A 13,442-nucleotide genomic window follows, 5' to 3' on the forward strand; every position below is an offset into this window, starting at 1 on the left:
CCGGAACAGCCCATTGGCGCTGCCGCCAAAGCCGTATAGGGCACGGTGATGATCGCCATCCCGTCGCCGCTCCGCCTCCGCCTCGACCGCACCGCGCTCGCCGCCAACTGGCGCTGGCTCGCCGCGCAGAGCGGGACGGCGGCGTGCGGCGCGGCGATCAAGGCCGACGGCTACGGCCTCGGCGCGCGGGCGGTGATGCAGCATCTCGTTGCTGCGGGCTGCCGGGACTTTTTCGTTGCGAGCTGGGCCGAGGCGGCGGCGTTGATGCCGCTCGCCGAGGGTGTGTCGCTATCGGTGCTGCACGGGGTGGGAGAGGCGGATATGGTCGCCGCGCGCACCCTGCCGGCGCGCCCGGTACTCGGCAGCCTCCAGCAGGTCGCGCGCTGGCGCGCGGCGGGCGAGGGGCGGCCGTGCGACGTCATGGTCGATACGGGAATGAGCCGCCTCGGCCTCCGCATCGACGAGGCACTGGGCGGTGCGCTGGACGGCCTCGCGATTGAAACCCTTCTCAGCCACCTTGCCTCGGCCGATGAGGAAAGCGCGCAAAATGCGCAGCAACTCGCGGCGTTTCGCGAGGTAAGGGGCCGGATTCCGGCGCGGCGTTACAGCTTCGCGAACAGCGCGGGCATCTGTCTCGGCCGCGACTATGCTTTCGATCTGACCCGGCCGGGCCTCGCCCTCTATGGCGGGACACCGCGGCCCGAGGTCGCGGGTCAGATCCGCCAGGTCGTATATCCCGAAGCACGCGTGCTGCAGGTTCGCAGCGTCCGCGTGGGCGAGACCGTCGGCTATGGCGCGACATGGACAGCATCAAGGGGCAGCCGGATCGCGGTCGCGAACATGGGTTATGCCGACGGCTACCTCCGCTGCCACGCGGGAAGCGGGACGGCGACCTGGCAATCACACCGCCTGCCGCTCGCCGGGCGCGTATCGATGGACCTTGTCGCGTTCGACGCCACCGACGCCGGCGCCATCGACGAGGGCGACTGGCTCACGCTCGACTATGACCTGCCCGAAACCGCGGCGCGGTGCGGGCTGTCGCAATATGAGCTGCTGACCGGGTTGGGTGGCCGCTGGGCGCGCGAGTGGGTGGATTAATAGCGGAAACGGCCCGAAAGGTGCGGGGCGCTACCAATTCGGGCAGAATAGAAGGCGGCAGAATTATACGCCGCCTTCCATTTTCGAAACTACCGCTTCTTAGAATTTACCGCGAACGTTCATGAACACGCGGCGACCGAAATAATCATATTGGGTGCCGAATGCCGGCGAATTACCGATCGCGGTAATGCCTCCCAAAACGGTCGAGAACCGCGGCGGCGCGGTATCGAACATGTTGGACACGCCGAGCGTGATCGCGAACTTGTCGTCAATCTCGCGGGTAACCGACATCGAGTGATAGAAGGTAGGCGACAAGCGCACATCGGGACAAAAACTACCGCCGGGACGGTAAATAGAAGTTCTGCATGCGCTGCCGCCTTGAGTGTCGAGCAAATCTTGCAGATCCGATGTTCCGCCGGTGACATCGAGGCCGTAGAATATAGTCCAAGGCCCCTTCTCCCACGAGAGGCTGAAATCGCCTACCCATTTCGGATCGCCCGCTTCACCATTGTCGTCGATGAGGGTTCCCGGAAACAGTTCGATGGTATCCTTCGTCTGCCAAGTCATCTGCGCCCGGAATTCAAGAGCACCGAGATTACCCAAATCCTGATTTACACGCAACGTGACGTCGATACCGCGATTCCGCTGATCGCTGATGTTGATATACGAATCCTCGATGTCGGTGATATTATCAACTTCAGGGCCACTATTGGCGCGCGTGATCAGGTCGCAAAGCGGCTCATTAGGATAAAATTCCGAATTATAACAGCCGACGACGATGTTACGCGCGCCCAATTGCGTTATTTCATTCTTTACGCGGATGTCGAAATAATCGACCGCTAGGCTTGTCCGCAGTCCGCCCCAAAGCACACCGCTCAAATCAGGCGTCAGAATGACACTAGCCGTCTTTGCGGTGGAGGTTTCGGGCCTCAGGGTCCCAAGCCCGCCAGCGGTCGTTACGGTTGCGGAACCTGTTGCACCGGCAAAGTCGTCGGGAATACCGGCGGCCGTACAATTGTCAAAGATGCGTTGGTTAATCGTACCTTTTTCAAGTTCAGCCGCTAGGTTGCGACAGATGTCGATATCCTGCTGCGGCTGAAAACCTGTCTGGTTCTCGAGAAATAGTTCGAACAACGCCGGTGCGCGAAACGACGTGCCCCAAGTGCCTCGAAAGCGGAGCCAGTCGGTGACTTCCCAGTCGAGTCCGGCTTTCCACGTCACGTCGCTGAAACTGTCGGTCGCACCGTCACGGCGAGTAGCATCGACGTGCGTATAGCGCCCGGCGCCCGACAGGGTCAGACGCTGGATCAGCGGCGTATCATGGATCAGCGGAATCTGGATTTCACCAAAGATTTCCTTCGAGACAGTCCTGCCCGCTGTAATTCCGGAAGATGTACGGAGAGCGGCGTTTCCAGCTAGGGTGACCTCACCGGGCACGTCGCGAATCTGGTCGCGGCGGATCTGGACGCCGAAAGCCACGCCGACATCGCCTGCGGGCAGGGTAAGAAGATTACCCGAAAGCGTCGCTTCGCCCGACCATTGTGTAAAGCGCGTATGCCCGGTTTCTTCGCCCATCAGGAAGTCGCGCTCGGCTTGCGTGAAATCGCCGCGCAGAACGCGGGGGTCGGTCCAGTCAATGTCCATGCAGGGCCTCCCGGTAACCGGGGTGACCATGCCTACGCATGACCGCGTACGAAAATCCTGCGTGAAGCGCGCATCTTCATAAACGACACTCTGGGTGTAGCTCGCGTTTGAACGGCTATACTGTGTGTAGACGTCCCAGTTCCAACCTGACAGGAAGCCATCGAAATCGCCCCGAAAGCCTAGAACACCGCGATAATAATCGACGTCGGTGCTGAAGTCAGACTTTACCAGAACCAGTGGGCGGAGGAGGAAATTTCCACTGAACTCCGTATTAAATGGATCTCCTGCGTCGCCTATTACGCAATTGAAATCCGATGTGGTGCAAAAAGCTCCTGGATAGTTCGGGTTTAGAGACAGGCCACCTGTATTCGGATTAACTGTAAGCGAAGGGAGAAGGGAATTTCCAGTAAACTGGAATACGTTAATTTGCTGAAATCCATTATTGTAGGATTTTCTATTATTGAAAAGAAGTTCAGTATATACTTCGACGTTGTCGGTGAGTTCGTACGAGGCATCCAGGTAGCCCGTCACGCGCGAGACTTTGGAGAAAACGTCGGCTGCCTGTTCAAGGGGCTCAAATTGATTGAGGGCGCCTCTCGATGGCCCGTCAAAATCCAGTCCAAAGAAGTTGGATGGGGCCGTCACGCCCGGTATCGTGTTGTAGTCCACGCCAACCTGGCCAAAATGAGATCCATATTGGCCGGCGAACAACGGCAGTCCGTTCGGCGCCTCGAGCGGACCTTCTCCAAAGAGTCCGGTGAAGTCATTGTCGGTCAGGATCATATTGCCCAACGTGCCAAAGCATGCCGGTTTGCCCGTCCGGAAATCAACAATGTCGGCGCGGCTTCCATCAGCTTCGCGCTTCAGATAATCTTCTTGGCAGAACAAGAAGTCCCGATCTCGTCGTTTGAGATTCTGCTGCTGGAAATAATCGACCGTCATCAGGATATGACCGCGATCGAACCGCTTTCCGTAGCTGATATTGAAGTCGTAGATTTCGCCGCCGCCGTGCTGTGGAATCGACGTGAAGCCGCCCAACTCGAAACCGTCGGCATTGTCCTTCGTCAGAATGTTGACCACGCCGGCGACGGCGTCCGAGCCATAGATCGATGAAGCGCCGGTTTTCAGCACTTCGACCTGACGCACCACCGAAAGCGGTAGTACGTTAAGGTCGAATGAAGCCACGGCGCCGCGGACGCCCGCCGGACCGGCACGGCGTCCGTTTAGCAGGACAAGTGTACGCTCAGCTCCGAGGCCGCGTAGAGACACCGTCTGTGCATCAGCGCCGCCGTTAGTAACAAAGCCATTCGAGATCGATGAGGTGATCTGGATCGAGCCCTGGGCGATTGGGGACGATTGCAGCAGATCTTGTAACTGGTTCTGGCCTTGTTTCTGTCCAATTTCTGGACTGATGACCTGAATCGGGTCGGGGCTGTTAAACTCGTTTCTGCGCTTAATGCGCGAACCGGTCACCACGATGGCATCGCCGCTGCTCGCGTTGGAATCGCAAACGCCGTCGTTGTTGAGGTCGGCGCAATTGGCGCTGCCGATCGTGTCCTGCGCAAACGCAGGTTGGCTGGCGGACATTGCCACTGCAAAAGCAGCGGCACCCACAAGCAGGTGCGACTTGTTCATAGATAACTCCCCGGTTGCCCCGTTCAAAAAACCAGATGAACGGAATGGAGTTTAGAAACGCCTAAAATTTTGGCGGCACAAGAGTTTGATGGCGATTTCGGACGGCGGCGCGACTGATAGGGGCGGCGCTGTGCTATTTTGGCAACAGCGGCGTTGTGCGCGAAGGTTTCAGAAAAAATATTGTTCTATTTCAGATATATAAAATGATTCAATTGAAGCGTCATAAATAAAAAAATGTCATGAAATAGATTGTGCTTGAAACGAAGTTGCCAATCATCCGCCAAAACCGACCAATCCGGGCTAGGAATGGCGAACTGTCCATGACACGGGCCGCGGTCCCGGGCTCCGACTCGCAATGGATCGTCGCTGCCGCGCTCCCGCACATGTTGCGATGCATCATATTTTGATGCTAATGCCCGGGTTGCAAGATCAGGAACTCCCGCACCGATGCTTTTGCGATCGTCACGGGACATCAGGAGCGCGGGTCAGCATGGCGAGGTCGAAATCGGCGGAAGAGGGCGACGTCGTCACCATCAAGAAATACGCCAACCGGCGCCTCTATGATACCGAACGCAGTTGCTACATCACGCTTGAAGATCTGGGCGCGATGGTGCGCGACGGCCGCGAATTTCGCGTCGTCGACGCGAAAAGCGGCGACGACATCACCCATAATGTCCTGACCCAGATCATCATGGATACCGAAACGCGCGGCGAGACGCTGCTTCCGGTTCCCTTTCTGCGCCACCTGATCGGGATGTACGGCGACAAGATGCAGTCGATGGTGCCGCAATATCTGGAAGCGTCGATGACCGCGTTCCGGAAGAACCAGCAGGACGTGCGCGACGCGTTCGAAGGCGCGCTGGGGTCGAACCCGCTCGCCGAAATGGCGCGCCGCAATCTTGAGATGTTCCAGCAGGCGGCCGGGGCCTTCATCCCGGGCGCGGCCGGCGGCAGCACCAGGGCCAAGGATGCCGAGATCGCGGCGTTGAAGGCCGAAGTCGCCGAGCTTAAGGCCGAGCTCGCGAAAAAGAAGTGACGACGGGCGCCCTTGCGCCCTCAACGACAATAGAAATCGGATAAAGATGATCAAGCATGCGCTCAGCGTAACCCGGCAGGCCGACTTCGCGGCCTGGTATCAGGATGTCATTGCCGAAGCCGACCTCGCCGAGGAATCGGGCGTGCGCGGCTGCATGGTGATCAAGCCGTGGGGCTATGGCATCTGGGAACGAATCCAGACGATCATGGACGCGGGCATCAAGGACATGGGCGTCCAGAATTGCTATTTCCCGCTTTTCATCCCGTTGAGCTTCTTCGAGAAGGAAGCCGACCATGTCGACGGGTTCGCCAAGGAAATGGCGGTCGTCACGCACCACCGGCTGATCCAGGACAGGAGCCCCGGTGGTGGGGGCAAGCTGATCCCCGACCCCGAAGCGAAGCTCGAGGAACCCCTGATCGTCCGTCCGACGTCGGAAACCGTGATCGGCGCGGCGATGAGCCGCTGGGTTCAGTCGTGGCGCGACCTGCCGCTGCGCGTCAACCAGTGGGCCAATGTCGTGCGCTGGGAAATGCGCACCCGCATGTTCCTGCGCACCGCCGAATTCCTGTGGCAGGAAGGCCATAGCGCGCACGACAGCAAGGAAGACGCGCTCGCCGAAACGATGCGCGCGCTCGAACTGTATCGCAGCGTGGCCGAGGACGCGCTTGCGCTCCCCGTGATCGCTGGCGAGAAGCCGGAGAATGAGCGTTTTCCCGGCGCCGCCGCGACCTTTTCGATCGAAGCGATGATGCAGGACGGCAAGGCGCTCCAGGCCGGCACCTCGCACTATCTGGGCACCGGTTTCGCCGAGGCTGCGAATATTCGCTTTCAGGACAAGGACGGCGGCCACAGTCTCTGTCACACGGTCAGCTGGGGCTTCTCGACGCGTACGATCGGCGCGGTGATTATGACGCATGGCGACGACGATGGCCTGCGCTGCCCGCCGCGCATCGCGCCGCACCAGATCGTCATCGTGCCGATGCTGCGCGATAATGAGGAGGATCAGGCGATCCTCGATTATTGCGCATCGTTGCAAGCCGAACTGAAAGCGCTCGACGCCTTCCGTGAGCCGCTGCGCGTCCATCTCGACGCCGGTGCGAACAAGGCGCAGACCAAGCGCTGGGGCTGGGTCAAGAAGGGGGCGCCGATCATCCTCGAAATCGGCCCGCGCGATGTTGCCGGCGGCAATGTCGCGGTGATCCGCCGCGACCGGCTCTACAAGGACGACGGCAAGCTCGACAGTGCTTTCACGCCAAGGGGCGAATTCGTCGCCGCCGCGGTCGCGACGCTCGGCGAGATTCAGGGCAATCTCTACGCCGAAGCGAAGGAGCGGCTTCACGCCAATATCCGGCGCGACGTTACCGACCTTGCCGCGCATTATGCGGGCGAGGACAAGTTCACCGGCTGGGTCGAGGTGCAATGGTCGCGCCCCACCGGCGGGGTTCTTGACGGGATCGTCGAGCAGCTCAAGGCGTTGAAGCTGACAATGCGCAACACGCCCCTTGATGCCGCTCCCGCCGACGGCGCGTGCTTCTTCACCGGCGAGCCTGCGGTCGAACGCGTGCTCATCGGCCGGACCTACTAATTGGCGAAACGGCAACAGCCCGCTGGCCTGCCCAGTTCCGAGCAGATCCTTCGCTTTATCGAGGAAAGCAAGGACGCCGTCGGCAAGCGCGAAATCGCCAAGCATTTTTCCCTGCATGGCAATGAGAAGATCGCGCTCAAGGCATTGCTCAAGGATATGACCGACGAGGGGCTCGTCGATCTCGCGCCGGGCCGCGCGTTCCACAAGCATGGCGGCCTGCCGCGCGTCACCGTACTTCGCGTCGCCGCGATCGACGGCAGCAATGTGTGGGCGGTGCCCGAACGTTGGGAAGCTGCCGGCCCCGCGCCGCGTATCCGGGTGATGGAGCAAGGTCGAAAGGGCGCGCTCGGCGTCGGCGACCGCATTCTGGCGCGCACCGAGGAACGTGGCAGCGGCCATATTGCGCATCCGATGAAACGCCTTCAGGCGAGCGCGGAAACCGTCATCGGCGTGCTCGTCGAGGATGTCGGGCCGGGTGGCAAGCCCATGCTGTGGTTGCGTCCTGCCGACAAGCGCGCGCGCTATGACTTTGCCGTCGCCGACAAGGGCGATGCCGCTATTGGCGATCTCGTGCGCGCCGAACTGACGGGACGCGGCCCGGCGATCAAGGCGAAGGTCATCGACCGTATCGGCGACCCCTTCGCTCCGAAATCATTAAGCATGATTGCGATTGCGCGGCACGAGATTCCGCACGTATTCGGCGCCGAAACACTCGCCGAGGCTGATCGCGCGGCGAAGCTTCCCTTGACGTCCGATGGCCGCGAAGATTTGCGCGCCTTGCCGATCGTCGCGATCGATCCCATCGACGCGCGCGACCATGACGATGCGGTGTGGGCCGCGCCCGACGAGGATGGGGGCAACAAGGGCGGTTTCCGCGCGATCGTCGCGATCGCCGATGTCAGCTACTATGTCCGCCCGGACGGCGACCTCGATCGCGAAGCGCGGCGGCGCGGTAACAGCGTCTATTTTCCCGATCAGGTCGTGCCGATGCTGCCCGAAACGCTGTCGGCGGGCGTCTGTTCGCTGAAGGCGGGGCAGGATCGCGCGGCGATGGCGTGCCACCTCGTCATCGACCGCCATGGCAAGGTGACGGCATGGCGCTTCACCCGCGCGCTGGTCCGGCTGCGCGCGAATATCGCCTATGAACATGCGCAGGCGGCCTATGATGCCGACGCGCCGCGCGACGATTGGGACGCCGATGTGCTCCCGTCGCTCAAATATCTGTGGGCCTGTTGGGCGCTGCTCGCCAAGGCGCGCGCCGCGCGCGCACCGCTCGACCTCGACTTGCCCGAACGTCAGGTGATCCTCGACGAGATGGGCGGCATCGCGGAAATCCGCGTCCGCGACCGGCTCGATTCGATGCGGTTGATCGAGGATTATATGATCGCGGCGAACGTCGCGGCGGCAAAGGCGCTGGAGGCGAAGAAATCGCCCGTCATGTATCGCATCCACGAACCCCCGAGCCGCGAGAAACTCGTCAGTCTGAAGGATTATCTCGAAACCTTCGAACAAAGCTTCGCGCTGGGACAGGTTATCACCCCCGCGGTGTTCAACCGCCTGATCGACGGCTTTTCGGAGGATGACCGGTTGCCCGAGATCATGCAGGCGATTTTGCGCAGCCAGACGCAGGCCTATTACGGCCCCGCCAATGCGGGGCACTTCGGCCTCGCGCTCGGCAGCTACGCGCATTTTACCTCGCCGATCCGCCGTTACGCCGACTTGATCGTCCACCGCGCGCTCGTCGACAGCTACAAGCTTGAAGTGCCGGGTACCTCAAAGGGCTTGCCCGCGCGCACCGGCCTCGGCGAAGCCGATGCCAAAGGGCTTTCGCGGATCGGCGAGGCGATCAGCGCGCTCGAACGCCGCGCAATGGAGGCCGAGCGCGAGACCGTCGACCGCTATGTCGCGGCCTATCTCGCGACGAAGAAGGGCGAGATCGTATCCGCGCGCATCACCGGGGTGCAGCCCTTCGGCTTCTTCGCGACCGTCGACGGACTCGGCGGCGACGGCTTGGTGCCGGTCTCGACATTGGGAAGCGAACGTTTCTTCTATGACGAAGCGGCACGCAGCCTCGACAGCGAACATGGCCGCGTCAGCTTCACGACCGGCCAGCGGATCGACCTCAGGCTGATCGACGCCAACCCGATCAGCGGCGCGCTGCGCTTCGAACTGCCCGACGCGCCCGAGGGCGGCTTCCGAAATCGTCCGCCGCGCCGCGACGGGATGAAGGACAAGGCCGGCAAGCATATGGTTGGCAAACGCGGACGGCCGGCGAACATCAAACATAAAGGAAAGCGGCGCTAAATTTGCGCGTCATTGCTTCGCTCCGCTCGCAATGACGAAGCCTATTTTGATTTCGCCAGCTTCTGCAGCAAAGCCGCGCTTTCGGAATCCGCCGGAAAAAACGCCTCGATCGCCAGTTCCGACAATGTGACGTCGACCGGCGTCCCGAAGATCGTCACCGTTGATACGAACGAAATCCGCCCGGCGACGGTGTCGAGCACCAGCGGCACCGCAATGCTGCTCACATGGCCCGCGTCATTGTCGTTCGCTTCGGCCGCATAGCCGGCGAGTTCGGCGCGCAGCGCGATCAGGCCGGCGTCGGCGCTCGCTTCGATCTGCTGATCGATACGGTGCAGGATATGCGCGCGCCACATCGCATGATTGACGATCTGCGGCGCCAGCCCGTCGGGATGGAGCGCGATCCGCAGCACGTTGACCGGCGGCGTCAGCAGGGCGGGGGAGACCTGCTCGATCAATATCGCGATCGCCTCGTTCGCTGCGACCATGTTCCAGTGCCGGTCGACCGCGAGCGCGGGGTAGGGTTCGTGGCCCTTCAGCACATGGTCGACGATCGCGCGCATACCCGCCATTTCGGCGCTGTCGAGCGGCCGCTCCTGATAATCGGGGGCATAGCCCGCCGCGAGCAACAGCGCGTTGCGCGCCCGGTGCGGAACTTCGAGGCAGTCGGCGATCCGCCCAAGCATCTGCGCGCTTGGCTTTGACCGCCCCGTTTCGATGAAGCTCAAGTGCCGCGTCGAAATCTCCGTATCGAGCGCCAGGTCCATCTGGCTCATCCGGCGGCGCGTGCGCCATTCGCGCAATTGTTCACCGAGCGGTGCGACTTGCATGACCGTCTCCTTCGCCGCCGGAACTATACCCCGGCCTTCTCCTTTTCCATTACCTCCGGCGTAATCGACGCCATTCAATCCGGGGTCCAGTTTGGAGAGGTCGAAAGGAGAACCATCATGTCGATCCTCAATCTGAAGAATATCCTCATTGCCGATGCCGTCACCTGCGGAGGCGTTTTCGCCATCGGCCTGCTCGCCGCTGCGCCCGTCGGCGCGCTCCTCGGGCTGTCCGCAAATATCGTCGCGACCGGCGGCTGGATTTGTCTGGCGGCCGCGCTCCTGATGATGGTCGCGGCGCGGCAGTCGGTTCCGAATGCGGCGCTCGTCAAGCTGATTGCGGTCGGCAACCTGGGCTGGGTCGCCGCGAGCTTTGCGGTCGTCGTGACCTTCGCAGCGCAGATGACCGGCATCGGTATCACGGTCGTCATCGTCCAGGCGCTTGGCGTCCTCGGATTTGCGTTTCTCGAATGGAAAGATGCCGCCATGCCGAATTCCGTGGCGGCCCGCGTCTAACTCAGCGCGTCGAGCCGGCTCATATCGATGCCGCCCGGCACCAGCATCACCGGACAGGGAAGCGTCCCCGCATCCTGTCCGGTGAAATGCGCGACCAGCGGTCCGGGCGCTCCGCTCGCCGCTGTCGCGAGCACCAGTGCCGCAATCTCGTCGTTGGCGCCGATCACCTCGCGCACCACCTCGGCGGGCTTGCCCGATTTCACCATGATCTGCGGCGTGACATTGGCTTCCTGAACCACCGCGTCGGCGGCAGCCGCCACCAGTTCCTCGGCATGTTCGCGGGCTTCGGCCTCGATCGTCGCCTGGACGCCGCCGAAGGCGACGAAATCCTGCGGCGCGACGATCGCCAACACCATCACCCCGCCGCCCGTTCGCGCCGCACGCCGCGCGGCAAAGCGCAGCGCGAGGCTCGCTTCGGGACTGTCGTCGATCACCACCAGATAAGTCCGCATCGCCCCGACCCCTCGTTTGCGCGTATTCACGCTTTGGCGCGCGGAGAGTGCGTCACATTCGTATGAAAGGCAAGTTTGCCCCGATAGACCTTGACCACGACTATGCTTATGGTGAGGGAGAAGCCGTAGCGGCAGCCACGGCCCGCAAGACTGACGAGGGAAAAATCTCACGATGCCGATCGAACTGAAAATGCCAGCCCTTTCGCCGACGATGGAGGAAGGGACGCTCGCCAAATGGCTGGTCAAGGAAGGCGACGCGGTCAAATCGGGCGACCTGCTCGCCGAGATCGAGACCGACAAGGCGACGATGGAATTCGAAGCGATCGACGAAGGCGTGGTCAGCCAGATTCTCGTTCCCGAGGGCACGGACAATGTGAAAGTCGGCACCGTGATCGCGGTAATCGCGGGCGAAGGCGAGGATGCCGGGAGTGCCAAGGCGGCACCGGCACCGGCACCGGCCGCTGAACCGAAAGGAGAGGCAGCTGCCCCCAAGGAAGAGGCGAAGAAGGACGTTCCGGCGGCGGCACCCGCACCCGCCGTAACCACAGCGCCGACGGCTTCGGGCGAACGCATCAAGGCGAGCCCGCTCGCGAAGCGCCTCGCGGCCGATCAGGGCATTGACCTCTCGACGCTGACGGGCAGCGGCCCAGGCGGCCGTATCGTCAAGGCCGACCTCGAAGGCGCCGCACCCGCCGCCGCCAGCGCTGCTGCTCCGGCGCCCGCAGCGGCAACCCCCGCAGCGGCTCCGGCAATTGCCGGCCCGATCCCCGATTTCGGCATCCCGCACGAGGACGAAAAGCTCAGCGGCATGCGCAAGACGATCGCGCGCCGTCTGACCGAGTCGATGCAGCAATCGCCGCACATCTATCTGACGGTCGACATTCGCCTCGACGCACTGCTCAAGCTGCGCGGCGAACTCAACGCCAGCCTCGAAAGCCGCGGCATCAAGCTCAGCGTGAACGACATGCTGATCAAGGCGCTCGCGGTTGCGCTCGAACGCGTTCCCTCCTGTAACGTCTCGTTCGGCGGCGATGTGATGCGTAAATACAGCCGCGCCGACATCTCGGTCGCGGTCAGCATCCCGGGCGGCCTGATCACTCCGATCATCGTCGACGCGGGCGGCAAGTCGATGTCGAAAATCTCGACCGAAATGTCCGAACTCGCGGCGAAGGCGAAGGAAGGCAAGCTTCAGCCCAGTGAATATCAGGGCGGCACCGCCTCGATCTCGAACATGGGCATGATGGGGATCAAGCAGTTCACCGCCGTGATCAACCCGCCGCAAGCGATGATCATGGCCATCGGCGCGGGTGAAAAGCGGCCCTACATCGTCGACGACGCGCTCGCCATTGCGACGATCATGTCCACGACCGGCAGCTTCGACCACCGCGCAATCGACGGCGCCGATGGGGCGCTGCTGATGAAGACGTTCAAGGAACTGGTCGAGAACCCGCTGGGGCTGGTGGCATAATCTGCGGCCTCTCTCTCCTGCGGGGAGGGAGGTTTAAGGCTTGCGCCAGGTCGCGCTGAAGCTCGGCCCCGTCATGCCGATCGACCAGCCGAACGGCCGGATCAATCGTGCGATGATGCGCGCCATGCACAGCTTGGCGGGTGATTGTCCCATGGCAGCGCGGGCCGCGAGCCAGCGCTCGCCGCGGTCGGCAAGATCGAGATTCTCATAATTGCCGAACGCTCGCAGGATGGCGAACGGATTGGCTCCGCGTTGCAACGGCGTCTTCCGCCCGAATAGCCGGCGGTCGATGACACGCGGCCAGTAATTCACCAGCCAGCGCCCCGAATGCACCTCGCGCGGAGCGAGCCGGCTTGCGGTGCCCGACACGATGATCAGCCCGCCGGACTTCAGCACCCGCTTGAGCTCGCCCATCACCGCGTCAAGCTGATCGGGCGCGACATATTCGAGCACGCTGATGCACAGGATGATGTCGAAACTGGCATCGGCAAAGGGTAACACGCGCGTGTCGCGAACATGGCGGAGGTCGATCCGTCCGGCAACGCCATGGCGCGCCGCATTGCGGCGGGCGAGGGTGATCGTGTCGGCATCGACATCGACTCCGGTTACGCATGCGCCCATCGTCGCCGCGACGATCGAACTAGCGGCATAGTTGCAGCCGAATTCGAGCAGCGCCGCGTCGTGGACATCGCCGGCATAGGCGGCGACGAGGTGGCGCACTTCCTGCCATGCAACGGGAACATAGCCGCCGACCCATTTATCGTCGGGGTCATAGCCCATCGCGGTGGCCTGCACGCGAAAGGCCGCGTCGTCGGCCGCGTTCACGACCTCGGGCATGGCGGGATTCTCGCGGGGAGAGGGGGAATAGCTATGGACCGGT

Annotated in this window: 11 protein-coding genes; 6 read left to right on the forward strand and 5 right to left on the reverse strand. The window is 62.3% G+C overall.

All coding sequences use genetic code 11. The features are described from left to right. Positions 1-48 precede the first annotated feature (48 nt). Complete coding sequence (gene alr, locus FHR22_RS06800; protein WP_166940213.1) at positions 49-1,098, forward strand: alanine racemase; 1,050 nt, start codon at positions 49-51, stop codon at positions 1,096-1,098. Positions 1,099-1,197: 99 nt separating this feature from the next. Here the strand turns inward: alr and FHR22_RS06805 are convergent, their stop codons facing one another. Then, complete coding sequence (locus tag FHR22_RS06805) at positions 1,198-4,377, reverse strand: TonB-dependent receptor domain-containing protein (protein WP_166940215.1); 3,180 nt, start codon at positions 4,375-4,377, stop codon at positions 1,198-1,200. Positions 4,378-4,562: 185 nt separating this feature from the next. After that, entirely contained in the window at positions 4,563-4,850 is a 288-nt protein-coding gene (locus FHR22_RS06810; protein WP_166940217.1) for a hypothetical protein, read from the reverse strand. Between the two features lie 17 nt (positions 4,851-4,867). Between FHR22_RS06810 and phaR the strand changes: the two genes are divergently transcribed. Genes phaR through FHR22_RS06825 form a run of 3 tightly spaced genes read left to right on the forward strand, consistent with a single transcriptional unit; the run spans position 4,868 to position 9,302 of the window. After that, positions 4,868-5,413 carry a polyhydroxyalkanoate synthesis repressor PhaR gene (gene phaR / locus FHR22_RS06815; protein WP_166940219.1) on the forward strand — a complete coding sequence of 182 codons (546 nt, stop codon included), beginning with the start codon at positions 4,868-4,870 and terminating at the stop codon, positions 5,411-5,413. A gap of 46 nt (positions 5,414-5,459) precedes the next feature. Continuing rightward, entirely contained in the window at positions 5,460-6,998 is a 1,539-nt protein-coding gene (locus tag FHR22_RS06820; protein ID WP_166940221.1) for an aminoacyl--tRNA ligase-related protein, read from the forward strand. Then, entirely contained in the window at positions 6,999-9,302 is a 2,304-nt protein-coding gene (locus tag FHR22_RS06825) for a ribonuclease R family protein (protein WP_166940223.1), read from the forward strand. A gap of 41 nt (positions 9,303-9,343) precedes the next feature. On the opposite strand, the gene FHR22_RS06830 is transcribed toward FHR22_RS06825, so the two are convergent. Further along, complete coding sequence (locus FHR22_RS06830; RefSeq protein ID WP_166940225.1) at positions 9,344-10,129, reverse strand: helix-turn-helix domain-containing protein; 786 nt, start codon at positions 10,127-10,129, stop codon at positions 9,344-9,346. A 117-nt stretch (positions 10,130-10,246) separates the two neighbouring features. Between FHR22_RS06830 and FHR22_RS06835 the strand changes: the two genes are divergently transcribed. After that, positions 10,247-10,642 (forward strand): hypothetical protein, encoded by a 396-nt coding sequence (locus tag FHR22_RS06835; RefSeq protein ID WP_166940227.1) that lies wholly within the window; start codon positions 10,247-10,249, stop codon positions 10,640-10,642. Here the strand turns inward: FHR22_RS06835 and FHR22_RS06840 are convergent. Further along, a complete protein-coding gene (locus FHR22_RS06840; RefSeq protein WP_166940229.1) occupies positions 10,639-11,094 on the reverse strand; it encodes a universal stress protein in 456 nt (151 codons plus the stop codon). The genes FHR22_RS06835 and FHR22_RS06840 overlap by 4 nt on opposite strands. Before the next feature lie 172 nt (positions 11,095-11,266). Between FHR22_RS06840 and FHR22_RS06845 the strand changes: the two genes are divergently transcribed. Next, positions 11,267-12,562, forward strand: a complete 1,296-nt coding sequence (locus tag FHR22_RS06845) for a pyruvate dehydrogenase complex dihydrolipoamide acetyltransferase (protein WP_166940231.1) — start codon at positions 11,267-11,269, stop codon at positions 12,560-12,562. A gap of 33 nt (positions 12,563-12,595) precedes the next feature. Here FHR22_RS06845 and FHR22_RS06850 read toward each other — a convergent pair whose 3' ends face one another. After that, positions 12,596-13,399: a class I SAM-dependent methyltransferase gene (locus FHR22_RS06850; RefSeq protein ID WP_166940233.1), complete on the reverse strand. Its 804-nt coding sequence runs from the start codon at positions 13,397-13,399 to the stop codon at positions 12,596-12,598. Between the last annotated feature and the right edge of the window lie 43 nt (positions 13,400-13,442).

The sequence above is a fragment of the Sphingopyxis panaciterrae genome (assembly GCF_011762125.1).
Classification (GTDB): Bacteria; Pseudomonadota; Alphaproteobacteria; order Sphingomonadales; family Sphingomonadaceae; genus Sphingopyxis; species Sphingopyxis panaciterrae.

Excerpts from the sequence above, each read along its gene's own strand:
- alr (WP_166940213.1), top strand. The coding sequence starts at position 49 with ATGATCGCCATCCCGTCGCCGCTCCGCCTCCGCCTCGACCGCACCGCG.
- FHR22_RS06805 (WP_166940215.1), bottom strand. The coding sequence starts at position 4,377 with ATGAACAAGTCGCACCTGCTTGTGGGTGCCGCTGCTTTTGCAGTGGCA.
- FHR22_RS06810 (WP_166940217.1), bottom strand. The coding sequence starts at position 4,850 with ATGTCCCGTGACGATCGCAAAAGCATCGGTGCGGGAGTTCCTGATCTT.
- phaR (WP_166940219.1), top strand. The coding sequence starts at position 4,868 with ATGGCGAGGTCGAAATCGGCGGAAGAGGGCGACGTCGTCACCATCAAG.
- FHR22_RS06820 (WP_166940221.1), top strand. The coding sequence starts at position 5,460 with ATGATCAAGCATGCGCTCAGCGTAACCCGGCAGGCCGACTTCGCGGCC.
- FHR22_RS06830 (WP_166940225.1), bottom strand. The coding sequence starts at position 10,129 with ATGCAAGTCGCACCGCTCGGTGAACAATTGCGCGAATGGCGCACGCGC.
- FHR22_RS06835 (WP_166940227.1), top strand. The coding sequence starts at position 10,247 with ATGTCGATCCTCAATCTGAAGAATATCCTCATTGCCGATGCCGTCACC.
- FHR22_RS06840 (WP_166940229.1), bottom strand. The coding sequence starts at position 11,094 with ATGCGGACTTATCTGGTGGTGATCGACGACAGTCCCGAAGCGAGCCTC.
- FHR22_RS06845 (WP_166940231.1), top strand. The coding sequence starts at position 11,267 with ATGCCGATCGAACTGAAAATGCCAGCCCTTTCGCCGACGATGGAGGAA.
- FHR22_RS06850 (WP_166940233.1), bottom strand. The coding sequence starts at position 13,399 with ATGCCCGAGGTCGTGAACGCGGCCGACGACGCGGCCTTTCGCGTGCAG.